This window comes from Streptomyces fragilis (assembly GCF_003112515.1).
GTDB lineage: Bacteria > Actinomycetota > Actinomycetes > Streptomycetales > Streptomycetaceae > Streptomyces > Streptomyces fragilis.
The window spans coordinates 928,472-953,152 of the sequence record NZ_BEVZ01000002.1; the positions used below are offsets into that span (position 1 = coordinate 928,472).

The following is a 24,681-nucleotide window of genomic DNA, read 5'->3' on the forward strand; positions in this document are numbered from 1 at the left end:
GTCCGCAGAGCTCACGAAGTCAGGCTTCCAGCGCACAGTCCGCAATGGCTTCCGGCAGGCGGTCCAGCACCTGTGTCCGGGTGGTCAGCTCACGCAGGTTCTGCCAGAAGCGGCGTCTGATCAGTTGGGGTGTCGAATCGTGGAGCTGGGCCAGCCGCTGTTCCAGCAGGTCGACGACTCCGGGGCGGATCGCGCCGGTGGCTCGTCTGCTTGCGGGGAAGTCGGTCTCGGGGAGCAGGCGATGCAGAGGGAGCGCAGCAAGTGCGTAGTCTGGCATGGCTGCGTTGACCGAGAAGTAGGCGCCAAGGTCGATGGCCTGCTTCAGCTCATCGGGACTTCCCAGGAACCAGTGCAGAATGATGCCCGGATGCGGATGGCTGGTGAGCAGGTCCATCAGAGGACCGGTACGACCGCTGCTGTGTAGGGAGAGGATGACCGGCTCGTTGCGAGCGGCGTCGAGGATCTGGGCGAGCACGGACCGCTGCCTGTCGAGGCTGCCGCGACGGTCGAGCCCGATCTCCCCGATGAGGCATGTCTTTTTCAGGGTCGCGGCGAATTGCCGCAGGTCGAAAGCCTTGAGTGCAGCGGGAACCGCAGGGTGCACGCCAGTGCCCCAGACGAGAGTCGTGTCTCGGCGTCGCAGCGCGTGGGCGGTCTCCGCTGGCGTGCGGGTCACAGCAAGTACGACGGCGCCCTTGAGCGCGCCGATCTGGGCGTCGGTCACGTCGGGGGCGATATGAGCATGGCAATCGAGTGCGGGCAGTTCGTCAGGGAAGAGGGACACGGCTCAGTTCCTGGAGGCCGCGCTGGCACAGGTCCACGACGGCGTCGAAATCGGTGTCGGGTGGCAGATCGCCGACAGCGAGGATATCGGTGTCGGCGATGCCGTTGAGGATGGCCTGCTGGACATCGCGGACGTCTCTGCGGCGGTTGATGAGTAGTCTCTGGTGCGCGGCGCCCTGCAAGTGGTCAACGAGGTACACGGTGGGGTCGTGGTGAGGGCCGGTGGTGAAGGAGCCGCGGCGTACCAGGCAGGCGACGCAGAGGCCGCAGTTGAGGTTGGCGTCGCCGCCGAGGTAGCGCGCTCCGTCGAGCTTGCCGCAGGACAGCGTGCCGGCGGCCGCGACGAGCAGCGCGTCTCCCGTCCGTTCGTGGGCGCGCGCGAGCAACTCACCCTTGGTGCAGTGAAGGTAGGGGTTGCCGATCCGTACGGAGATGTCTGCGGCGGCCAGGAGGGCATTGAAGCGTCCGAAGGTCCCGGGATGTGTGGACCGGGTGGACAGGGCACCACCGCGTGCGGCGGTGAGCGGGGGGTTGACGCTGGTGAACCCGTTCTCGGGGACCGTGACCTGCGAGCTTGAGGCGCTGGCTGCGATCGCGGCAGCCAGCATTGCGAACAGCATGCTGCGGCTGCGTGAGGTGGACTCCGGGGACGGGCCGGTCTGGCAAATCTTGATGCCGAGGTGTCGCAAGGGGTGCGCGGCCTGGTTCTGCAGCCACGCGGTGGCCTTGATCTGCGCACCGCGCACCGCAGTGCTGCCGTCGTAGTGACTCAGGTGGATCCGCTCGGTCCCGTCCGTCAGGTGGTCGACGGCGCCGCACAGGGAGTCGAGGCCGCCGCTCAGGAGCATGACGTCGTCGGCCGGTGCCAAGGGGGCCAGCGTGCGATTGACGGGTGCGGCAGGCACGGCGCGCAGCAGCCATACGTCACCGGTGAGCCAGTGCAACAGTTCTTCGACGAGTTGTCCGCATTCGCTGTTCCAGGGGTCGGGATTCACCGTGTGGGCGGTGAGCTCGATCGTTCGTACGAACGTAAGGGGGCGGCGGGCGGTGCGGTCGGCGAGATAGGCCGAGGTGGCGATGCGAGCCAGGTCAGCGGCCGCGACGGGGGCTGGCCCGATCAGGTCCAGGTCCCACCCCAGGGTACCGGTGACGTCCGTGGTGGGTCCGTCGGCACGTGTGCGGGCCCAGCGCAGAGGTGTGGCGGCGGGGTTGTGCTGCTGGGCGTCGTGCGGCAGCACTTCGATGGCGGTGGTCATGATCGTCGTGCGCGCAGCATGCGCAGTGCCTCCCCGGTCACCTTGGCTGCTGTTGTGGTGAATTGCTGTACGGTCATGCGTCGTGCATCAGGGATGATCAGGCGCTTGAGTCGGCGCTCCAGCCAAGAGCGGAGCCATCGCTGCTTGCGGATCGCTTCCTGCGCGGTCAGGTTGCCCTGGGCCTTTTGCGAGCCGAGTTCGACCAGGGACAGCTCGTAGATCCATTCGACGACCAGTCCTCGCAGACCCTCCTGTGGGGCGGGCGGCTCTGAGTCGAGGAGCACAGCCTTGACCCATCTCGTGGCGGCTTTCCTCAGAGCGGCTTCGTCGGGGTGGCCGGCATCGCCGAGGACAGCCTGCAGGATACGGGAGATCTGTGCCCGTGGTCCCAGACTGCGCAGTTCGGCAAGATCGAGGCCCAGTTCTCGCAGGCGGGCTGCGTCGCCGTTGCGCAGGGCATAGGCACCGGCAACGGCGGCAGCTCCGCGGGCAGAGCCTTTGAGGACCTGCCGTCGAGATCCTGCGCCGACTCTGCCTGCGGGGGCTTGTGCCCTTCCGCCGGAGCTTCCTCCCCCGCCGCCACGGGGAGGGACGAGCAGCGCGGAGAGCGGATAGCCGGTGGCCGAGGGCCTCCCGTGTTCCGCGTCGTCGTTCTGCAGCGCCGTGGACAGAGCGCTTAGAACACTGTCGAGGAGTAGTTGCTGTCCCTCGACGGGATCGGGTATGTCGCCCGGTCCGGTGCCGGATGATGCTGCGCCGGACAGCGCGTCGAAGGCGTCGTGGGCCTGCTGCCAGTCCGCTGTGCCGCTGCCTCCGTAGGAGCCAGAGGTGCCCATCAGGACTGCTCCATCGTGGTCTGCGCGTGCTCTCGCACCGCCGGTTCGATGTCTGTCTCCTGTGCCAGCCGGGGGATCAACGCGCGGAGTTCATCGACGTCACTGGCATCCAGGTCGACGACGGCTCCGGGCAGGAGGTACTTGCGTACCTCCCACAGGCCCTCGGCGATGGCCGCCCGCAGCTCGGGGGAGTGCTTCGCTATGTGGACGAGAGATTCGACCAGCGGATCGGTCTCTGTTTCCCGTCGTGCCCGCTGGATCAGTGCATGAACCACTGCCTGTTGGTCGGCGATGGGGGCGGCCACGACCTCTTTCTGGGCGTCGTTGCGGTGTGGGTCCGAGGCACTGGCCAGGTCGCTCACCCAGGTGAGCTGCTGCTGTGTCAGGGAGGCTGCGGCGGTGAGGCTCACCAGTGCCGCGGCCAGGCTCAGGTAGGGGCCGATTGGGGCGTTGACGAGGTCGGGGTCGGACGCAGCCCACTCCTTGCTCATCTCGCTGACCTCGTCCGGTTTCACTCCCTGCTCGTCACGTCCCCAAGCCTGCCAGCGTTCCAGCAATTCGCTGCGCTGGGTCTCCTGAAGGCCGACGAGGGTTTCGAAGTCCTTGGTGTGGCTGTCCTCCAACAGCATGAGCTTGGCGATCACCGAGGCGTCGATGTCGATGCCGTGCCGCTCGGCGATCCGGGTGCGTAGTGCAAACGCGTTCAGAAACCGCTTGATGCTGCGGGGGCTGCCCGAGCGGTGGGTGGATAGACCTTCGGCGAACCGGCTGGCCAGCCGCAGGATGTCGGCATCGGGTTCCCACGCCAGATCCTGCATGTCGGCCAGCACCGGTGACAGGCCCCGGGCGCGGCGCTGTTGTGCGTGTCCGATCAGCTGCGTGTAGTGGTCCTCTTGGGGGCAGCGCCGTTCGGACAGCAGGAGGGCGATGTAGGCCGCGGCCTCGTCCGTGCTGATGCGAGGTAGCGACAGCGGTAGTTGGACGATCTTTTCCAGATAGCGTTCCGCGAATTGCTCGCCGCGGCCGGTGGCGTCAAGGCTGACGGCGATGGACTCCCGCACCATCTGCTGGTCTGCCGCCAGGACGAAGGCCACCTTCTCCACCGACAGGAAGAGCTTGATTGCCTCCAGGGTGGCCATCACGGCATCTGGCAAACACCGGTCAAGGTCGTCCACCAGGACAACCAGCCGCTTCAACGATGTCAGCCCCTGGAGCAGCTCGGCGAACACGCTGCGGAAACCGGCCAGGCTCCTGGCGTCTCCCTTGGACCGAGGGGTGAGCGCTTCGACGAGTTCGGCTGTCTGAGCCACCAGCCTGCCGCGGGCCATGCTGGAGGCGACGCGTGACCAGCTGATGCGCTCCTGGAGGTCGTTGACGGAGTCCTCGAGTTTTCCCTCGCCGTCCGCGTAGGTGGTGAGCAGGTCCTGCAGGATTTCACCGATGACGGCACCGCGCACATCGAACTGGTCGTCGAACTCCCAGGGGTCGAGACGGACGACACGGTATCCGGTCTGCTGGCTCAGTTCTCTCTCCAGGAGCCCCAACACGGTGGATTTCCCCCCACCCCAGGGAGCGTTGATCCCAATGGTCACGGGATCCAGAGACGGAGACTGCAGTGCCGCCACCACAGTGTCGACGATCGAGGTGAACCCCAGAAGGTCAACAGTTGTCGGGTTATCGTCCCACAGCTGCAACTCGCTCACCTTGCGCCCCCCGGCACTCGTACACTCGCTCACTGCCTGACTCTTGGGCCGGCGTGATTCCTTCGGGAAACAGAGCAGCGTTACATCGCGACGAACCCCGGTGCTCGAACATGCATCCGGCGGTTCGGGCCAGGGTCACCCCCTTCACCTCTCTCATCTCTATCACAGCGCTTCCGCACTCTCACGCTGCGACCCTGCCCGGATTGCTGAAGCGGACGATCAGACGGCTCGGATTTGCTGCCGCGCCACCACGACGGCTCACGGGGCAGCCCATCCTGCCTCAGCTTTCCTGCGTCATTTGGCCGCAGACGGTAGGAACGGGCTCGGCTTGCCGTGCCAGGAGATGCGGAGGGCGTCTCGGGCTCGGGTGGCGGCGACGAAGAGTTGGTTGCGGCTCTTCTTGAGTTCGCGTTCGTAGCGCTTGGGGTCGGTGGTCTCGTACTTCCCGATGAGGGAGGTGCGGGGGAGGATGCCGTCGCTGGCGCCGACGATGGCGAGCTTCTGGTACTCGAGGCCCTTGAAGCGGTGCATGGTGCCGATGTGGACTTCGCCGCCGCCCTGGGGGCCGTCCTTGGTGAGGGTGGCGGTGGTGATGCCGTGCTTCATCTCCAGGTCGGCGGCGACGCGGCCGGCCATCTCGCCGTCGGCGACGCAGACTGCCATGGTGCCGCTGGGGTCGCGCACGGTGCCGTCCTCGGAGGGCTGGGTGATCTCGGCGCGCCACCGTTTGAGGGCTTCGGCGAGCTGGTCGATCTCGTCGGTCCAGTCGGTGCAGGCGACGAGTTCGGGGGCGGGGCCGCGGAGCAGGGAGTGGTAGCCGTCGAGGGTGTCGGTGCCGTCGTCGAGGTCGTCGTAGGTGCCGCCGCGGACGACCTGGGCGGCCTGGTCGAGGATTTCCTGGGTGGTGCGGTAGCTGAGGGTCAGCTTCGAGGAGCGGCCGCGGATGTTGATGCCGACGGTGGAGAGGGTGACCTGGCGGTCGTAGATCCGCTGGTGGGTGTCGCTGGCGATGAAGAGGTCGTCCGGGCCGGGGGCGGCCATGGCGCGGAGCATCTTCCAGTGGGCGGGGCTGAGGTCCTGGGCCTCGTCGACGACGATGTGCTGGTAGCGGTGGCGGACGTAACGCACCGCGGAGCTCTTGTCGTCCAGGTGGATCAGGTCGCCGCCGCCGATGTTCTCCTTGTGCTCGGCCCGGGCGCGGATCTTGCGGGCGCGGTCCATCTCGTAGCGGGCGGCGCGCTCGGCGGCCTGGGCCCAGGTTTCGCGGCCCATGGCGTTGAGGCGCAGGGTGAACTGGTCGAGGAGCTTCCAGATGGCCGCGCGGTCGGGGCGGGTGAGGGCACGGCCCATGCCGGCGCGGCGGGCCTTGAAGTAGTCCTGGCGGGTCCCGATGGACTGGCCGAGGACGACCTGCTCCCACTCGTCGAAGAGGAACTCGGCGTCCCAGCGCTGCTCGTCGTGCTCGAAGAGGACTTCGCGGAGTACGTCCAGGGCCCGGTCGTCGGTGATGAGGCTGCGCTGGGCGCCGGGTGCGGAGTTCTCGTTGATGACCTTCTGGGCGAGCTGGTCGATGTGCTTGATGTCGACCCGGTCGAGCAGGGCCGGGTCCATGAGGGAGGTGAGCCGGGAGCGCAGGTCGGCGGTGAGGTTCTTGGTGTAGGTGGTCAGGAGGATCGGCTTGGTGTGGCCGGGCGGCAGGGCGGCGGCGAGGCGGGCGACGCGGTGCAGGGCGACGATGGTCTTGCCGGTTCCCGGTCCGCCGCTGACGCGGGCCGGGCCGCTGTAGTTCCGCTCGACGATCTTGCGCTGGGTGGGGTGGAGGTAGACCTTCCAGGCGCGGAAGTCGCCTTCGGCGAGGACGTTGCGGATGTCGTCGTCGACGGTGGTGACCGCGGTGCGGGTGAGGGCCGCGGCCATGTCGTCCTCGAAGCCCGGCTCGAGGTCGGTGGCGGCGGGCTGCGTGATCTCGCGCTCGACCTCGTCGACGGACATGCCGGCGCCGAGGCCGGTGAGGACCTCGGCGGTCAGCCGCGGGGCCCCTGTGATGAGCTGGTCGAGCTCCTCGTCGGTCGTGACGGTCAGGGCGAGGTCGACGAGGGCGTCGGCGACGCCGAGGCGGCGCAGGTCCTCCGCGGTGCAGCCGTGGAGGAGCGGTTCGGCGGGGGCGGTCGGCGCCTGCTGAGCCGCCGGCATGGGCGACGGTGCGGGCATGGGGGTCGGCTCGGGTGCCGTGGTCGGCTCGTCGGGGGCGGGGGTGAGCTGGAGTCCCGCGCGCTGGAGGACGCTCTGGCCGACGGTGGCGAGGTCGACGAACTCGATCTCGCCGGTGATCCGGTTGATGGCGACCGTGAGCTCTTCGTACACGTCCTTGCGGTGACGGACGGCGACGATGAGCCACTGCTGGACGCCGTCGGCGCCAACGCCGGCGCGGGCGAGAAGAGCCCGGTAGGACCGGTCGATCTTCGCGCGGAAGATGCGGCCGTCGCCCTTGAGCGGCTTGAGATCGAGACTCGGGTGATCAGGGTCGATACGGAACTGGTGACAGAAGTCGTAGAACTTCGTCTTGACCGACGAGTCCATCTTGTAGAGCTCGTTCTCGGCCTTCTGGTAGAGGCTGAGGCGTGCGGTCATCGTGCGGCACCCTGTTCTTCGGAGTCGGGTCGGTCGGTGGCGTCGGGGAGAAGGTCCAACAGAGCCTGCAGGTCGGCGAGCCAGTCGTCGGCCGAGCGGACGGTGAAACCGGCGTCGCGGTAGGCGCGCCAGGTCTTGTGGCTCTCTCCGTCGTCCTGGTCGTACGGGGCGGCCATCACGGCGATGCGCAGGTCGCCGTGGTCCCAGACGAAGTCGGCGAGCCATCCGCGCTCACCCAGCTCGTGGCCGTAGGCGGGGGCCTTCTTGCCGCCGTCGGCCAGCGCATGGGCCAGGCGGGTGAGGGGAGTGTCGGGTTCGTCCTCGTCGAGGTACACGAGGATTTCCTCGTCCCACAGCAGGTCCCGCACGGCCGCCTCGAGAGGCGTGGCGTCGGAGGCGGCGGCGGCGGGAGCCGGCGCCGGTGACGGGGGCGGTGCGGCGGTGCCGTGCCGCATGACGAGGGACTCCAGCTCGCCGACGCCGCCGAACGCCTTCAGGACGGCGGTGTCGAACCTGCCAGCGGTGGCGGTGGTCAGCTGGATGCCGTCTCCGCCGTCGTGGGCGAGGAACTGCAGGATATTGGACCACTGGAGCCAGGAGCGCCAGCGCGCCTTGTGCTCGGGTGTGCCGAGCTGGTCGTCGGCGGTGTCGTCCAGGCAGACCAGGGCGGTCCAGTGGCTGGTGGCCGCGTCTACGAGGAAGGCGACCGGGAGGCCGCTGTCGTCGCACGTCTGGAACAGGTTGAGCGTGCCGGTGCCCTGGACCGGCGCCGGGTCGATGCCGTCCGTGCGGCCCCACGCACCGAGGAGACGGTCGAGGACCTCACGGGTCTGGGCCGGGGTTCCGTTGCCGACGAGTATGTCCTGGCCTGTCGCGAGGAGTCCGCCGACCACGGCCGAGGCCCGCTTGCCCCATGCGGCGTTGTCGGGGCTGCGCAGGTAGGCGAGGAGCATGCTCATCGGGTCGGCGAACGCGGTGGTCCCGAGGTCGTCCCCGCCACGGTCGGCGTAGAGCTGCTTCGCCACGTCCTGGGCGCTGCGCGGGTACGGCGGCCACACCGGCTCGGGCGCCGGCTGCTTCGCGGACGACTCCGCTGTCTTCGTCATCCGTTCGAAGGCGTCGAGGTCGTCCCAGGTGAGCTGGAAGACGGTGCGTCCCTCGACCCGGAGCCGGTTGCGCTTGTCGGCGTCGCCGGCCAGGCGGTTGTGACGGCGGGTGGCATGGAAGCGGTGCCCGTCGAGATAGACGGTGATCTTCTGCTTGGGCCCGTCGGTGCGCTCAAAGGTGAAGTCGGTGCGGGTGTAGCCCTCGTTGCGCTGGGCGGTCAACCGCCAGCCGTGGACGGTTCCGAACTCGTCCAGGCGGAGGTAGGCGCTGTTGTCGCCGCTCTCCTCCAGGACGGTGTCGCCACGCTGGCCGGCCCAGCCGCGCAGCGCCTTCAGGAAACGCGCCTCGAGGTCGGACTCGACCTGCCCGTCCAGCCCGATCTGATCGGTGTTGCCGACCTGCACGGTCTCCCAGGCGTCGGACTCGGTGCCGAGCAGCTCGTCGAGGATCTCGAGAGCCGACTGGCGGGAGACCTTCTCGATGTACTGCTCGTCGGCGTACAGGTACAGGCAGCGATGGCAGGCCGGCCCGCCCTCACCGTTGCAGGGGCATTCCAGGAGGATCCGGCGTGCACTGTCGAGGACCTGGCGGAAGGCCGCCGGGTCGGTGAGGCGATCGAGGTAGCCGGTGCCGTGGGGGAGACGGTCGTAGAGCACGAGGAAGTGCCGCTTCTCCGCGGTGTCACGGTCCGGCATGGTGGCGAGAGTCGTGTCGAGGTGCTGCGGGTCGCCGCCGAACGCGTCGTCCACACCCAGGCGCAGGGCTGCCTGGAAGGAGTGGACCTTCTCCTCGACGAGGACGGTCGCGGCCGGCAGCAGGATGCGCAGTGCCTCGGTCTCCAGCTCGTGGGCGAGCAGAACCGGCTGCTCCTGCGCCACCCCCTTCTGGCCTCGGCGCAGAGGACACCATGGCGTGTGGTGCTTGAGTTCGCGTTGACGGTTGTCCGAGCTGTCGAGAGCATCGCGGTCGTCGTCGAAGACCGGACGGCCGTCGGCGCTCGCAGCCCCGCACGACGTGCACACGTGGAAGGGAGCGATCCGCACGGGCTTCCCGGCGAGCTGCCCGTTCTCGTTGGCGCCGATGCTGAGCGGACCGACGTTGACCCGGCGGATGACGGCCCCGCGGGTGTAGTCGACGCCGAAGATCTCCTTGGTGTGCCGCCACGACTTTCCCACCGCGAAGTGCTTCGGCTCGATGTCCACCATGTCGATGACCGAGTAGAAACGCCGGTCGCGGTCGTCGCTCTCGTCACCGATCCTGGCGTCCTCCCGCTTCTCCCGGGCCGTGACGACGCTGGGCTGGACGACCTGCCACAGGCTGCCGGAGTCGGCGATGCCTTCCTCGCCGCAGCGCGGGCAAGGACTGATGTCCGACTCGGCGTTTTCGGTGCGGACGTAGCCGCACGAGGGGCAGAAACGCCAGTGCCGCCAGTCCTGCTCCCGGCCGGTCATGATGTCGATGCCGGTGACGCGGTGCTTGTAGCCCTCGGCGTAGAAGGTGTTGCCGGGAGCGAGTTCCGACAGCGCGAAGCTGCGCGGCCGCCCGTACGAGAACGACTTCGACTTGTACCGGGCCCGGCCCTCGGGAGTGGTCCCCTCCGGCCAGAAGACCGTGGCATCCAGCGTCGTCGTGGCGTCGATCAAGGCGTAGTTGGGCAGGAGACCGAGGTCGCACAGCACTGTCTGGGCAGGCTGACGCTGGCGCGCGGCGCCCTGCTTGGAGACGGCGGCCAGCTCCGCCTCCAACTCGGCCTTCGTGCGCGCCTGTTCTTCGTCGCCTTCCTTCAGCTCGTCGATGGCTGAGCGAATCGTGCGGATGCGGGTGCGCAGCTTCTGGTTCTCACGCTCCCACTCACGCTCTGCCTTCTCGATCGCGCTGCGAATGCCCCGGACGGCGTACTGCTCGAGTTCCTCCCGGGCGGTGGCGCTCACGCCGGTCGGGAAGAGAGCGAGGAAGTCCGCTACGAGCTTCTTGCCGTGGGCGAGTGCGGCGTCAGTGAAGTCGGCGAGATACCCGGAGGGCCCGAAGAGCTCGTCGACACGGCGCGACAGGGCGCCCAGGGGCCGGCCGTCCTCACGCAGCAGTCGGCCGCGCGCGGCGAGGTCGAGCAGATGCGCGGTGTACTGGCGGCGCAGGATCTCCACGGCCGACAGGTAGGAGCCGGGCGGCACGATCCGCCCGTCGATCATGTCCCGCGGCCGGTCGAGGAAGTATTGGTCACGGCGGGAGCGGTCGGGGATGGTCAGCAGGAAGGCGTTACCGGTGCGACGCCCGGCCCGGCCGGCCTGCTGGGCATAGTTCGCCGGCCGACGCGGGAGAGCGCCGAGAACGACGGCAGACAGGTCACCGATGTCGATGCCCATCTCCAGCGTCGGCGTGCACGACAGCACGTTCGGGTCGTTGAATCCGGTGCCGCTGCGGAACGCGCTCTCGACTCGCTCACGCTTGGCGCGGGTGAGCAGGCCCGTGTGTTCCGCCGTGATGACCTGGTAGGTGCCGGCCCGCCGGTACAGGCTGCGGTAGTAGTCGTCGCGGTAGTCGCGGTCCCGGTCGTGCCGGTCCACCGTCTCCAGCCACCGGTCGCCCGCGACCAGCCGGCCGGACGTGCAGCGGTACGCCGGACACGGCTGACCGTGGTACTGCCCCAGCAGCGACGGGTGGACGGTCTGCTCCCAGAAACACTTCGGGCAGCGCACGTACGCCTCGTTGACCTCCGCGTCACGCAGCAGCTGCAGACGCACCGCACCCGGCTGCAGACCGTAGAGGCGGACCGACGTGTCCCGCGGAGTGCGCGTGGCGAGAAGCCCGGCCTCCGTGAGCTGCGGCAGCAACCGCACCCAGAAATCGTCGGCCTGCTCGCGGGTCATGTCGAGGCAGCGCTGAGCCCAGGTCTGGTACCAGGACAGGCGCCCGGCGGCGAAGTCGAACTCGCTGCCCGGCTTGGGCCGGGCGAGCAGGAAGCTGGGAGCGGAGACGCCCTTGGGGAAGGCTTTCATGCCGGGCGGGCGGCCGCCCCAGATGAAGTAACGGCTGGTGCCCGCCTCGTCGAGGAACTTCTCCAGCCACCGGTGCCCCACGGCGCCTCGCGTGCGAAGCCGCTCCAGCAGGCCGCGCAGGAATGCCAGGTAGCGGGCGTCGTCGTGCGCGGTCAGCAGCAGCCCGCTCTGCTCGGACTCCTCATGGGCGGCGCGCACGATCGCCACGGCCGCCTGCTCGTCGGGGATGTCCACCCATGCGGCCGCGGTGCGCGTCAGCTCGAGGGTTCGCCCGTTGCGGGACCGATGACCGAACTCCATCACGGCCTCGAAGGCGAACCGCTCGGCGATCAGGTCCCAGGTCTTCTTGTCCCCGCCGCGGCCCTTGCCCGACAGCAGACGTGCCACGCCGGTGTGGTCGTGCAGGTCCGGCGGGACGACAGCGGCGAGCGTCTCACGGTCGGTGGTCGCCGCGACGACATCAGCGACCAGGTCGTTGAGCGCGCTGGAGCTCCGCTTGTTCAGATGCTTGGCGAACAGGGCGCGCAGCGAGAACGTGTACGAGCGGGAGGCGACGAAACCGGCCCGGTGCGCGGCATCCTGCACCGAGTCGTTGAACATCAGCGTCTTCGTCTCGCGCTGCTCCTTGTCCATCTCCCCGCCGGTGAAGAGCTGGGTGATGGAGGCCGCGGCGAGCGCGGCGGCGCCGGTACCGAGGAACCGGATCGCGTTGTGGGTGCCGCAGGCCGGGCACCAGTCGTCCTTGGCGGCCCGCTCTGCCGTGTCGCCGAGCTGGACGAGGACGAACACCGAATCGGGGCCGTCGAGACGAGGGTTGCCCTCGTCGTCGTAGTCGCCGATCGGGCTCGGCAGGCGCAGGCGACGGGAGGGACCGTCGAGCACCATGAGCACACCTGCGCCGCCGGTGGTCAGCGACCGCTGGGCAGCCCGGTCCATCGCGCTCTTGCCGTTGCCCTCACGGGCCTCGTTGTCGGTGGCCGCCACCAAGGTGCGCACCTTGGTCTTCTCGGCGGTGACCGAGGCGCGACGGATCTTGTGCGCCTCGAAGTTCAGCTCCTCGTGGTCCGATTCCGGCGCGAGAACCGACCAGCCGGAGCGCCCGCACTCACGGCAGTACACCGCGGGGAGGAAGATCTTCGTCTCCCGGGACATCGTGGTGTCCGGCGTCGTCCGCAGCTGACTCTGCGCACCGGGGGTGTCCCAAGCGAACTCGGCCTTCGGCCAGGGCAGAACACCACGCAGCATGCGCGTGACGGACCGCGCCCACTGGTGCACCGCCACCTGGACCAGGGGACGACTGACCCCGGCCGGCGCGTCCGGATCCCGGGCCACCGACAGCAGAGCGACGAACCGGGCCAGCGCCAGCGCGGCCAGCTGCGGCCGCGTCGTGATCACCTCGTCCCAGCTCTTCGCCCCGTTGAGGCGCATCACATGGAGCACCTCGTCGTAGGTACGCACCGTGCCGTCGAACGCCTTCAGGACCGCGTACGTGAGCCGATTGCGTTTCAACGCGGCCCCGAGCTCGACCGGGTCCGTGATACGCCGTCCGACCACCGCCTCGACGAGGTCGGCGAGAGCCTCGGGGCTGGAGGCTGGGTCGGGCAACGCAGTCAGCGCCTCGGGAGGAGTCGCCTGTCCGGGAAGGAACTTGGCGTCCGGGATCGACTCGTCGAGCATAAACTCGTCGACAGTGAGCCGCTCCTCACCCACGATCGCGTCCGCGGTGAACTCCGTACCGAAGACGTTGGTGGCCACGGACAGGAGCTGCTCCACGCCGTCCTCGTCCGTCCCGGAGGCCAGCGTCGCGGAGGTAGCCACGGGGGTGATCGTGCCGAGCGGCTTGCCGGGCCGGCTCGCCGCGACGGCGATCGCGAGGCGACGCAGCAGCATCGCCACGTCGGTGCCCTGGGCGCCGTCATAGGTGTGGAACTCGTCGACGACCACGTAACGGATGTCGCTGCCCTCCCACAGCGGCGCGTCGGCGGCACGCTGCAGGAGCAGGTCGAGCATCTTGTAGTTCGTGATCAGGATGTCCGGCGGGGACAACTGCATGTCCTGCCGGCGCGTGTACACCCGGTCGTAGTGGGTCGCCGCCTTGTCTCCGATGTACAGGCCGGCGCGCACACCGCCCAGCTCGTTGTACTCGGTCAGCAAGTCGTTGATCCGGGCCGCCTGGTCGGTGGCCAGGGCGTTCATCGGGTAGAGGAACACCGCCTTGACCCCGTTGTTCCCTGCTGCGCGTTCACGGGCACAGTGGTCCAGCACGGGGTAGAGGAACGACTCGGTCTTGCCAGAGCCCGTACCGGTCGTCACCAGAGTGGGCTCCGGCGTGTGACCGCCCTTCGAAGTTAGCCGCTCGAAGGCACGGGCCTGGTGCGCGTACGGCGTCCACCCGTCGGTGCGCACCCAGTCCAAGTGCTGCTGCCAGCCGTCACCGGCTGGCGTGAAGGGCGTACGCAGCCGCAGGAACGGTCCGCGGAACATGCCCGTCGTCTCGTTCCCTAGGAACGCGTGCAGCGCCTTGCGGGCACCCTCGTCCGCCAGGCCATAGGTGGTGGACAGGTACTGGAGCAGGCTCTCCTTGAGCCCCTGTGCCTCGAGAGTCGGCCTCACTTGCCCGGGACCTCCATCTTCTCCGGGTCCCACAGACCCTTCGCTACGGCATCGTCGAGACGCTGCTTGAAGTAGGCGTGAGCTTCGCGCATCTCGCGCTCGCGGTCGGCCTTGTAGAACGGGGCGGTGTAGCCGTCGGGAGGCGTTGCGCGGGGATCGGCGGGGAGCACGCCCTCGGGAGACGGCTCACCGACCGCTTCGAGGTACGCCTCGAACTGCGTCCAGTGCTCCTTGGTCTGGTCGAAGCCGTACGTGTACCGATCCCCGGCAATCTTCCGCTCGTTGGCGTCGAACCATGTGACCTGGTCGAAGTCCTGCATGATCGGGAAGCGGGCCCGATACATGGCGATGAGCGTGTCCGCGTCGATACCGAGCCATACAGCGACCAAGGCGTCGATCTCCACGAGGGCGGCGCGCCGGGCGTACTCGGTACGGAGTGGGGTGTCGCGCTGCCAGGTGGGCGTGACCTTGTGCAGTTCGGTCTTGAGGTGGGGCCACTTGATCGCCCAGGGTTCGCAGTCGCGCCACTTGGGGTCGTACAACTCTCCCCAGAGGTCGCCATAGGCGGTAGTCAGGGCGTTTAGGCGGAGGGCGCGGAGGAGCAGGGCGGGAGCCAAGGGATGCTCGCCTTGGGGAGCAGGAAGGGTGGTGGCAGTGCGGACACGCATGTCACCCTTCCCACTGGTGCGGAGATAGTAGTCGAGGGGAAGCCCAGCCCAAAAACCAGCGACGAGGACAGTCTCGCGCATGGTTGGGAGCCTCATCGAATTCACCTGATCAACATGAGTCACGCCTGGCGGCACGATGCTTGCGAACAGAGCTCGCTCGGTATCGGGAGCAATCTGCCTACGCCACGCAACCCGGTAATCGTTGCTGTAAGGTTCACTGGCTTTCGCCAGCAGGAACTTATCGATCTGGGCGTCCTCGACCTCCTCAGGTTGCACGTTGCGCTTCTCCGCGATCCAGACCCGAGCCTGATCTCGCTCCTCTTCCGAAGCGCACAACATCTCGTACTTAGTCCAGTTGGGCCACTTGTCCTGCTCGCCCAAGAAAACGTCATGGGAAGCCACGCGCCGGTACTCCGACTCGGGCACCGCGTCGTCTGCGAGCGCCCTCGGGTCGAGGCCGCGCACCTCACCGCCGCCCTGGCTGGGCTGCTTGAACATCGGGTTGGCAACGCCGATCTGCGGGCCCTTGAGAATGACCTCGCTCCACGTTTGCGCGTGGTAGTCCATCTGACCATCGACGCCGGTGTTGTAATCGAGGAGTCGCTGGTTTTTTTCTGGGCCGAACTGCGCCTTCTTGGCACCGCTTTCGTGGTATCCCGGGGAGATGTCCGGACCCAGCGTACCGAGACGCAAGGGGTACATTCCCAATGCATCGATAGCCGGGTCTTCCGCTGTACTTACAGGGGTGATTAGGCGGGTGTGCTCCAAAGTTCCTTCATCGCCAGCCAGTCGCTGCCACCGCTTGAGGGTGTTGGGGGTTACACGGACGACACGCTTCGGGTGGGGGCGCTCGTCCCACTCGCCGTTGTACTTGACTCCAGGATCCGTGCCAGCGTCGTTGGCCGAGGACGACAACCGAAGGGAGTCGACGGTGAAAAGCCACGACAAGGAGTCGAAGGCGATCTCGCCTGCGGACCCGTAGATGTGCACTCCGAAGTGGCTTGACCGCCCCACCGGTGGCGGGAAGAAGCGATTGCCGGCGTTGACGAAGTCACCGTGAACGCGTATCCGCCGATACGCTGCCGCCCGCAGTGCTGCTTCCTTGTCCCCGGCGAAGTGGGTGTCAGGATGGACCATCCCGGCCACTCCGCTGTGCCCAGCGTGGTCCCACACCTCGCACATGAATGCGCGGTAAAGATCCGGCTGGCTTCCAGAGATGAGGGGGTAGATGGGTGCCGCAGAGAGGTAACTCGCCACCGTCACCGTGTTGGTCACCTCAGCGATCAGGTGCTCCGCCACCTCTTCGCGAGCGAGTTCAGCTTCTCGCCGCCGGTTCTTCTCCTCGGCCATCGGCTTCTCCGTGAGCATGAACCAGGGTTCAAACTCCGCGAGGACTGGGTTCTCTTTCCACTCAGGCCGGACCCAGGGCGGGTTGCCCACCTGCAGGTCGAAGCCACCTGACTCACCAGTGAAGATGCCAGCGAAATCCAGCTCCCAGTGTAGGAACCCCTGCTCGTCCGCCAGGTCGCGGACGACCCGCATCCAGGGGTAACGGGTCTCGACTGCCTTGAGTGCGTCGTCCATACCCATCTCGGCCTGGATCAGGTCTTCGAGATCTGTCAGCGTCTTCAGGGAGTCGACGGTCGTCGCAAGGGTACTTTCCGGGATTGGGCCCGTCCCCACCATCGATTCCAGGAAGGCGATCCAGTCATCCAGGTTCGCGAGCGGGATGATGTCGCGCCGGCGATGAGCTGGCCCGCTGGCCTTTCTGGAGTTGGAGGAGGTGCGAGGTTTCTTGACCGGGGGCTTCGCAAGGATCTCATCGTCGCCGTCCTCGCCCAGGGAGATCTGGTCACCTTCCATGGCGAACAGCGGCTGACTCTCGACGAACTGGGGCGCGCGAGTGGGCTCGGGCACGGCCGTCTTAGCCTCGACCGACCGTCCGGCCGCTGCCGACAGCAGCGCATCCAGGTCTCCGCCCGCTGGCGCCGCCACCACGGGCGCCGTGGTGTACTCCGCGTCAGTCCCGTCCAGCAGCCCGACCTTGTTCAAGGGCCAGAACCACAGTGCGCACCAAGCGTCCATGACCTGCTTGAGTCGCCAATACGGCGAACCCTCGGCTTCGAACAGGTCTTTGAAGACCTGCTCCTTGGTCAGTGGCAGGCTCCGGTCCCGGTTCTGCTTGTCCCGGCGCAGGAACCCGTATTCCTCGGCGTCCTGCTCGCGGCCGGCGCCCCACACGTCGACGGTGCGCGCGATCTCCTGTTCGCTGAGCTCCATGCGCTTGGCGACGAGTCGCCATAGGAACTCGACGCGACGGGCGGCGGCCTGCAGGCGGGCGAGTTGGCTCCCCTTGCCGCCCGTTTTGGGCTTGGTCTGGATCTTCTTCTTCCATGCCTTCAGCTGCTCCACCTGCGGGCCAGCCAGCCGCTCGGCCAGCTTTTTCGCGTCCCCGTTCGCACCGGCGACTGCACCCCAGCCAGGGCTAGGCAGCAGGAACTGGTGGACGGCGCCCTCCGGCAGCGGCTGCTCCGCTCCATCCGTGGGCGACCGGAACGGCAACTTGGTCGGTGTCAGCGCACCAACGGTCCGCTCCTTCTTGATGCGGTCGGCCTCGTAGATCCAGCGCCGGGCGCCGATCAGGGAGTTGCCACGTCGCAGGTGCAGGCCGAACCAGGGAGCCCGCATACCGGGGTGCATGGTGTTGAGCCAGAGGGAGACCTCGGCCAGTTCGACACCCGTCGCGTTGAGGTCGATGCCGTACGCGTTGTGAAGAGCGATGTATGCCTTCACCTTCTGTTTGGCTTCGAGCACCTTCGAGGCGTCCAGGACGACGCCGAGCTCCTGCTGGCGCCGTTTGAGGTACTCGTTGGCGACCTGGTTGATGGCCTCGTTGAGGAACGCTCCAGAGCCGAGGGCCGGCTCGCAGATTGTGTAACGAAGGAGCTCGCTTGCGCGGGTGCGGATCGTGTTGCCGTCTGCGTCCTTCTCCTGGTCGAGGCGGTGCTTGAGCGCCAGCTCGACGGTGACCTTCGTCAGGGACTCGGGGGTGTAGTAGGAGGCAGACGTCTCGCGGTCGCGGCCGGCCAGGCGGTAGACGAACGTGCCCGGCTCGTACTTCTTTGGGCCGCGGAGGCCGTAGCGTTCGGCGTCTTGGGCGGAGTAGACGACGTGCGTGTTCTCGGGGTAGTCGCTGAGCCGGTCGGCGGGGATCAGCCAGGACCCCTTCTCGGGGTCACCGTATTGCTTGTCGCCCCGCTTCGCTCCGGGCTTGGCGACCTCGGCCAGTTCCTCCTCGGCGATGATGCCGGTGTAGGACATCAGGCCCTCGTAGACCGCGCCGAGCTGGTTGATGCCGAGGTTGCGGTAGGAGATGAAGCCGCCCTGCCGGCCCTTGCGGTCGGCTTCCTTCAGGGTCAGCAGGCGCAGCACCTGGTGGAGAGCGTCGTTGCGCAGGCGCAGGTCGAGCCACTTCGGCGGCTCGTCGCCGTCCTCGTCCCACCGGGGGTGCAGGACGCGGTTGCCGATGAGGGTGATCGCCTTCGGGTCGAACAGTTCGCTGCGCAGCGCCTCGAAGCGTAGGCCGCGCTCTTCGCTGCGTTCGTCGGCGGGCTTGTGGTCGTTCGGCTCGGTGCCGTGCGGGCGGTGGCCGTAGTTGACCTTGTTGAACAGGACGTCGAGGGATGCGTACAGGTGGAAGCCGTTGCGGCTGTCCTCCTCGACCAGCTTCCGCTCGCGCGAGACCAGTTCGCGGAGGCGGGTGATCGAGTATCCGGCCTCGTACGTTGAGTCGTCGGCCGGCAGGATGCCCAGTTCGGGACGGGCCTCCGCATACAGGAGGAAGAGGATGCGGTAGAGGTAGCGCAATGACTCGCGGGTGAGCTGCTTGGCGAACGGGCCCTGCTTGGGGTCCTCGATCTCCCGCGGCTCGACCTTCTCGTCGCGCAGGCGGGCGAGGACCTCGTTGGCGATGATCTCGACCGAGCGTTGGAGCCCGCGGCGGAGCTCGGAGTTCACGCCGATGGCATTGTCGCGCGACGCCTTCAGCAGCTCGTCGATGCGGCGGCCCTTGCCGTCCGGGCGGGGTGCCAGCATGTCGTGGGAGAAGAGCGCGGCGAGGAGGGCGAGTTCGCCGCCCTTGGCGGTGTCGTTGCGGGCGAAGGCGGCGTCCAGGTTGGCGGCGAGGTAGCGCCCTTCGGCCCAGGCGTTGCGGTCGGCGAGGACCAGGACGCCACCGCACAGGAGCAGAACGAAGCGGGGAGCCTCGCCGCCGGCCTTGTGCAGCTCGCTCTGGAAGAGCCAGCCCGCCAGCTTCTCGCCCAGCTCGAGGAGGCCGTCGGAGGTCTTGAGGGGGTGGAGGAGTCGTCCCGCCACGTCGGGATCGAGGGCGCCGTCGAGTGTGTCCGTCCAGCCGCAGTCGAGGGCGACGATCCCGTCTCCGTGCCACGCGACCTGGAGCTCGTACTCCCGGCCGGCGTTGTGCACGGTGATCAGGGCTGGCCGCTCTCCATAGCCGAGGGCCTGGAGGACAGAGGTGTGCCAGGCGTCGAGGCGCTCGGCCCACTCACCCGTCAGGTCGTCGTAGGCACTGCCGAACTCCTCCTGCTGGGCGTGGGAGGCCAGCAGCGGGCGCACGGTTGCCAGGTAGTCGTTGCGGAGCCGGGGCAGGAGCTCGCGTGGTGTGGGGCGCGGGTCGTGAGCGTCGGTCTCCCGGCTGGTCCACAGCGTGAACAGGCCCTCGTCCCCGGCCTTATTGCGCTTGAGGGTGTTCTCCAGTTCCTCACTGAAGTAGTGGGCGGAGAGGTATTCGCCGCGGTTGGCGAAGGAGTCGTAGGTGTAGCTCATCGTGCGGACTCCTCGGTGCGCGGAGCGGAGGGGATGGTGGTGTGCAGGGGTTCGAGGACGCCCAGGACTCGGAGCATCGGGGCGCCGTGCGTCCGCAGCCGGCGTACGAGGTCGCGGCGGCGTGCGGCGGTGTCATTCACCTGCTGGCGGCGGTGCTGCTGGCTGCCGACTGCGATGAGTGCGCCCTGCTCCCACACCGCCACCCGATCCTCATACGGGGCCAGGTACGAGTCGACCTGCTTGTCATAGTCAGCGCGACGCTCGCGCAGGTGCGCCTCGGCGGCGTCGACGGCCTTGCGGACCAGCTTCTGGAGTAGGTCGGGGTTGATCGGCTGGCCGCGGCCCGGCATGTCCGGTCCCACGCCGCATGCAGCGAGGAACGCGGAGTCCATACGCCACACGCGAGGAGCCGCCTCCGCGAGGCCGGTGACGGCCATCCACTCGACGACCGTCGGCTTGCCCGCCGCGTTGGAGTAGACGCCCTGAAGGAGATAGACCGGGCCAGTGAGCGCACCGGGCAGGTCGGCGTGGATCCGCGTCGCCTTCGCGATGTCGGGCCGGTAGGCGAGGATGAAAGCCTCGTCGTACTTGAGCTTGGCGAGGACCTTGTCCGTCAGCCAGTCGAGCACCGGGTGGATGTCGGAGACGTAGGAGACGTTCGGCCACTGGGACGTCGGCTCGTCGCTCTTTCCCTGCTTGGCGTTGCGGGCCGCCTCCAGCCGCTCCGCGGCGTAGCGCTTGTCGAAGGTGATGCGCAGAGTGCCGTCGTACTTCGGCGTGGTGAGGATCTTCTCCTGGACCAAGTACGACTTCGGCAGCTCACGGAACCGGTACTGCAGGTCATCGGGCGGGGTGAATTCGATGCGGCCCTGGGCCGTCTCCGGCCGCCAGTTGAGGGCCTCCCGCTCCGCCTGCGGGTAGATGAGGTCCATCGCGGCGTGGAAGTACGCCCGGGTGTCAGCGAACACATGCGGCACGCTGGCCTCGAGCACCGGCGCCTTGCCAAGGGCTGCCGGAGCAGCGGACGGGTCGGCGAGCCGGGCGTTGACGCCGGCGAGGAGGCCCGCGAGGACGCCACCGGACTCCTGCTGGGACTGCTTGATGGAGCGCTCGACGGTGCCGCCCTTGATGAGGTCGCGGGTGAGGCGGTCCTCTTCCTTCTTGTCGTTGTACAGGCCGGTGACGGCCTCCGCGCTGCCCTCGCCGGTCTCGATCTCATGGGCCTGGGCCTCACGCCGCAGAAGGCGGGCACCGACGAGCCGGTCGTCGAGGGTGAGCGTCTCGCCGCTCTCCTCGTCCCGTCGCCACGGCACGTCGGCGGTGAGGATGAGCGCGCGGAACTCGGGGCTGACGGCCTGCCCGTAGCGGTCGATACGTCCGTTGCGCTGCTCGATGCGGATGAGGGACCAGGGCAGGTCGTAGTGGATGAGGTCGTGGCACTGGTGGTGCAGGTTGACGCCCTCGGAGGCGATGTCGCCGGTGAACAGCAGCCGCACCGGTTCCTCGCGCCGGCCGAACCGGTCGACGATCTCCTGTTGCTGCTGATCGTTGGTGGTTTCGCCGTGCATGACCTCCACGGCGCCGTCGTAAGCCTTCCAGGGGCGGCTCTTGTCGGCGGCGGCCTTGGCAGGATTCTTCTTGAAGCCAAGCCGCGCCGGCACCTCCCGGGCCAGCCAGTCCAGCGTGTCGACGCGCTCGGAGAAGATCACCACGCGGCGCTCCGAGTGCGGGCCCACCTTCAGATCGTCCCTCAGGGTGCGGATGAGGGCATCCAGCTTGGCGGAGTCCTGGTCGGTGATGTCGGCGACCAGAGCCTCCAGCTCCGCGAGGGCCTTGCTCTCGGCAGCGAGAGCAGCACGACGCTCGGAGGTGAGCGCCGCCTTCTCAGACTTGCCGGTGCCCTTGGCCGTGGCGCGCTTCGGGTCGTCGAGGTAGGCGCGACGGTTCTTGAGGGACTGCTGAAGGGCGACGTGGGAGGACAGGAAAGCCTTGAGGAAGTTGTAACCGACCAAGGGATCGGCGCAGACCGACGAGCGTTGGGTGTCCCCGGGGGTCCACTCGCTCGCCAGCTTCTCCAGGACGGCGACCTCCTTCGGCGTCGCCATGGCCGGCACCGGCAACGACGCGCCCCGCTCGGCCCAGGGCTTGCCCTTGAGCCCGTCGCGCACCTCGCGGTCGGTCTTGGTACGCCTGATGTAGAGGTGATCGAGGTCGGCGACCTTGTAGTTCTTGGGGTCGGCGATCGCCGCGGGGTCGAGCATCCGGATGAGCTCGGCGAAGGACTCGGCGTCGCCGTTGTGCGGGGTGGCGCTGGCCAGGATCAGCGCGTCGGTCTGCTCGGCGAGGCGGCGGGCGAGCTTGTTGTTCCGGGTGCCCTTGTTGACGAGGTTGTGCGACTCGTCGATCACCACCGCGTCCCAGGTGATGTTCTCCAGGTGGTGGGCGTACGTCGCCGACTTCAGGGTGTCCACGGAGACGATCGCCCGCTTGAAGTGGGCGAACGGGTTCCGCCCTGCCGGGATCTCCTGCTGGATGCGCTGGATGCCCGTGGAGTCCAGGCGTACCAAGGGGAGGGAGAACCGGGTCCACAGCTCGCGCTGGAACTGCTCCAGCACATGGGCCGGCGTGACCACGAGGATGCGCTCACCGCGGCCGCGCCGGATCAGCTCCGCGAGGATGACCCCGATCTCCAGCGTCTTGCCCAGACCAACCACGTCGGCGATCAGCAGCCGAGGCTGCGGATTCTGCATGGACAGCGCCAGCTCCGCAGGACGCAACTGGTGCTCCTGGCGGTCCATGAGGAAGGAGTCCGCCAGCGCGACGCCGTGCTCGGTCTGCGGGAGCGCGGTCTTGCGGATGACCGCCTCCAGGTAGAGGCGGGCCTTGGCGTGCTTGGACGTGTCGTCGGGCACGAGTCGCGTCTTGCGCGGGTCGAGCACCTCGATGTGGTCCAGGCCGGAGTAGAACACGGCGTCCGTGCCCCTGACGAACGACGAGACCCCGCTGACCTCGACCATGAACCCGTCGCGGGACTCACTGACGGACTTCACCAGCCACTGCTCGTCACGGATGCGGACCTGGGCACCGGGGGCGAAGGTCGGCCTGACACCGGCCGGGTACTGCTCGGTCGCCGCGGGATCGGCGTCGTGCCCCTCAGGTACCTCGGGCTGCATCGCCGTGGTCACGTGGTGCTCCTCAATGGACTGTGTGCGGGTGAAGTACATCGTGTTGCTCGGACAGGGACCGGGTCGGCCGCCTGGTGCGGCGAGACCGGAGGAATGGGAGTTGGACTCCGCATTCTCGTCCCGCCTCGGTCGACCGCGCCGACAAACGGGCGGAACGCCGGTCAGCGCTTCGACCAGGCCAGTGCCGGCCCCGCCGCGTAGCGCTTGCGCAACTCCTCGGCGACCTTTTGGGACGCGGGAGGCCGGGCTTTTTGCGGCACTGACACAGCGGGGCTGTTGCCACCAGGACCTTCCCCGTATCCGGGGACCTGTGCCGACGAATGGCTTCCGGCCTCCCCGCTCCCGCTCACGGCCGGTGTACGCGGTGCCGGCTCATCGCCAGGCGAGACGGGGGGTTCCTCCGCCTGCGGCTCCGACTCCTCGCGGAGTAGTCGCTCGAGCGAGTCGAGCCGGTCCAGCATCTGGCCGTCGGGCTGGGGCGGGACCATCGTGGGATGGTCCTTCGCCGTGGTCTCCTCGATCAACGCGCGCCGGGCCCGAGCCGGGCTCGTTCCCAGTAGATGCATCAGATCGGCGCACTGCCGGGTCACCTCCTCCAGCGAGGGCCGGTCGTCCGCCCTGTGCGCCAGCATGGCCGCCACGATGGGAGCCAGTTCGTCGGGCAGACCGGACAGATCCGGGCCGACCTCGGCATTGACCACCTGCGCGGCGACCGCTTCCCACCGGGCACCGACGTACGGATAGTGCCCGGTCGCTGCGTAGAGCAGGACGGTGCCCAGGCCGTATACATCGGCGGCCTGGGTGACCTCGAGCTCGCCCAGAGCCTGCTCCGGCGGCATGCACCGCACCGTGCCGATCACCACGCCGGCCTGGGTGAGCGACCCCTTCGAAGCCCCGACGAAGGCACCGAGGCCGAAGTCGATGATCACGGGGCCGAAGTCGCCGAGAACGACGTTCTGCGCCTTCAGGTCACGATGGACCAGCCCCGCGGCGTGCACAGCGGCCAGCCCTTCCGCGAGGAGCGCTCCCAGGCTCGCGACGAGGGGAGCGGACAGAGGGCCCTGATCCTTGACGACATCGGCAAGCGGGCGGCCCGGGATGTAGTCCATGGCCAGCCACGGCTGCTCGGCGAACGGGTCGGCGTCGATGAAGCGGGCCACCCGACCGGTGCCCGAGATCGTGCGCGCGATCGCCGCCTCGCGCTCGAAGCGCGCGCGGGTGTCCGGATCCGTCCGGTCCGGCCGGATCACCTTCACTGCGACCGGCTCGCCCGCGACGGAGTAGGCGAGGTAGACCTCGCCCATGCCGCCCGCGCCGAGCTGCCGCTCGACGAGATACGGACCGATCCGCGACGGCATTGTCGCGCTGCTCACCCCACACCCCCTGCCCTCCCCGGCGACAGATCAACGCCGCCGGAAGCATCCGCCGCCTGTACCGTGAGACAAACGCGGCATTTCGGGCGTAGATGCTGATGAATCACCGATACAGCGTACTGATCGGTATCCCCTCCCGAGAAATGATCACATTCTTCCGGGGGGTGAGGCCAGGGGGTGTCCCGAATCGGGCGTCCCGTGGCTTGCCTCTGATTGGTGGCATTCTCCATGCGGCCCGGGCTTGCAGAGCCCCTCGGAGGTGGGTGTTGAGGCGAGGCCTCCGATCACCCCGCGACTGCCGCTCTGCTCGGTCGTGACGATCGCAGCCAGGGTTAGTTGGTTGCTGCTGGACGTCCTCGGCGTCGAACCGGGGCAGGGCCTTCGTGTGCACTCCAATGCATGCGGGCGCCTGCCCGGAGATCCCTTGCACTCCACAGTGGGAGGCCCTCCACGGCCGACGCAGCGACATGGGCGTGGCCGTCGGCTGTGCCACCTCTGTTCTTGCCCCCCCGTGCAGGGGTGCCCGCACCGTACGGGCGTAAAGTGGCGCCTTTCGAAGAGTTGAACCAACCGGGGGGTTGGGAACGGTCAGACGATGTGACCAGGGGGGGCTTGTGGGGCCGCTGCGAAAGGCCGGTCGTCTGCACTCTGCAGATTCGACCGACCGTTCGGTGTGGCCTCCTTG

At 68.1% G+C, this 24,681-nt stretch carries 9 protein-coding genes; all 9 read right to left on the bottom strand.

All coding sequences use genetic code 11. The features are described from left to right. Positions 1 to 19: 19 nt before the first annotated feature. Positions 20 to 784 carry a TatD family hydrolase gene (locus Sfr03f_RS06060; RefSeq protein WP_108952638.1) on the bottom strand — a complete coding sequence of 255 codons (765 nt, stop codon included), beginning with the start codon at positions 782 to 784 and terminating at the stop codon, positions 20 to 22. Continuing rightward, positions 768 to 2,039 (bottom strand): queuosine biosynthesis protein queC, encoded by a 1,272-nt coding sequence (locus Sfr03f_RS06065; protein ID WP_108952639.1) that lies wholly within the window; start codon positions 2,037 to 2,039, stop codon positions 768 to 770. The genes Sfr03f_RS06060 and Sfr03f_RS06065 overlap by 17 nt, the downstream gene beginning before the upstream one ends. Beyond that, positions 2,036 to 2,875: a hypothetical protein gene (locus tag Sfr03f_RS30155; protein WP_159105555.1), complete on the bottom strand. Its 840-nt coding sequence runs from the start codon at positions 2,873 to 2,875 to the stop codon at positions 2,036 to 2,038. Before Sfr03f_RS30155 ends, Sfr03f_RS06065 begins: the two co-directional genes overlap by 4 nt. Next, the gene (locus Sfr03f_RS06080; RefSeq protein WP_159105556.1) at positions 2,875 to 4,578 is read right to left on the bottom strand and encodes a KAP family P-loop NTPase fold protein; all 1,704 of its coding nucleotides are present in this window, start codon (positions 4,576 to 4,578) and stop codon (positions 2,875 to 2,877) included. The genes Sfr03f_RS30155 and Sfr03f_RS06080 overlap by 1 nt, the downstream gene beginning before the upstream one ends. Before the next feature lie 294 nt (positions 4,579 to 4,872). Beyond that, a complete protein-coding gene (locus Sfr03f_RS06085; protein ID WP_108952643.1) occupies positions 4,873 to 7,209 on the bottom strand; it encodes a UvrD-helicase domain-containing protein in 2,337 nt (778 codons plus the stop codon). After that, on the bottom strand, positions 7,206 to 13,925 hold the full coding sequence (locus Sfr03f_RS06090) for a DEAD/DEAH box helicase (RefSeq protein WP_108952644.1): 6,720 nt from the start codon (positions 13,923 to 13,925) through the stop codon (positions 7,206 to 7,208). The genes Sfr03f_RS06085 and Sfr03f_RS06090 overlap by 4 nt, the downstream gene beginning before the upstream one ends. Then, positions 13,922 to 19,438: a hypothetical protein gene (locus tag Sfr03f_RS06095; RefSeq protein ID WP_108952645.1), complete on the bottom strand. Its 5,517-nt coding sequence runs from the start codon at positions 19,436 to 19,438 to the stop codon at positions 13,922 to 13,924. The genes Sfr03f_RS06090 and Sfr03f_RS06095 overlap by 4 nt, the downstream gene beginning before the upstream one ends. After that, complete coding sequence (locus Sfr03f_RS06100; RefSeq protein ID WP_108953478.1) at positions 19,435 to 22,623, bottom strand: DEAD/DEAH box helicase; 3,189 nt, start codon at positions 22,621 to 22,623, stop codon at positions 19,435 to 19,437. The genes Sfr03f_RS06095 and Sfr03f_RS06100 overlap by 4 nt, the downstream gene beginning before the upstream one ends. 161 nt (positions 22,624 to 22,784) lie before the next feature. Continuing rightward, complete coding sequence (locus tag Sfr03f_RS06105; RefSeq protein ID WP_108952646.1) at positions 22,785 to 23,996, bottom strand: serine/threonine-protein kinase; 1,212 nt, start codon at positions 23,994 to 23,996, stop codon at positions 22,785 to 22,787. Between the last annotated feature and the right edge of the window lie 685 nt (positions 23,997 to 24,681).

Coding starts and splice junctions, on each gene's coding strand:
- Sfr03f_RS06065 (WP_108952639.1), bottom strand. CDS start 2,039: ATGACCACCGCCATCGAAGTGCTGCCGCACGACGCCCAGCAGCACAAC.
- Sfr03f_RS30155 (WP_159105555.1), bottom strand. CDS start 2,875: ATGGGCACCTCTGGCTCCTACGGAGGCAGCGGCACAGCGGACTGGCAG.
- Sfr03f_RS06085 (WP_108952643.1), bottom strand. CDS start 7,209: ATGACCGCACGCCTCAGCCTCTACCAGAAGGCCGAGAACGAGCTCTAC.
- Sfr03f_RS06095 (WP_108952645.1), bottom strand. CDS start 19,438: ATGAGCTACACCTACGACTCCTTCGCCAACCGCGGCGAATACCTCTCC.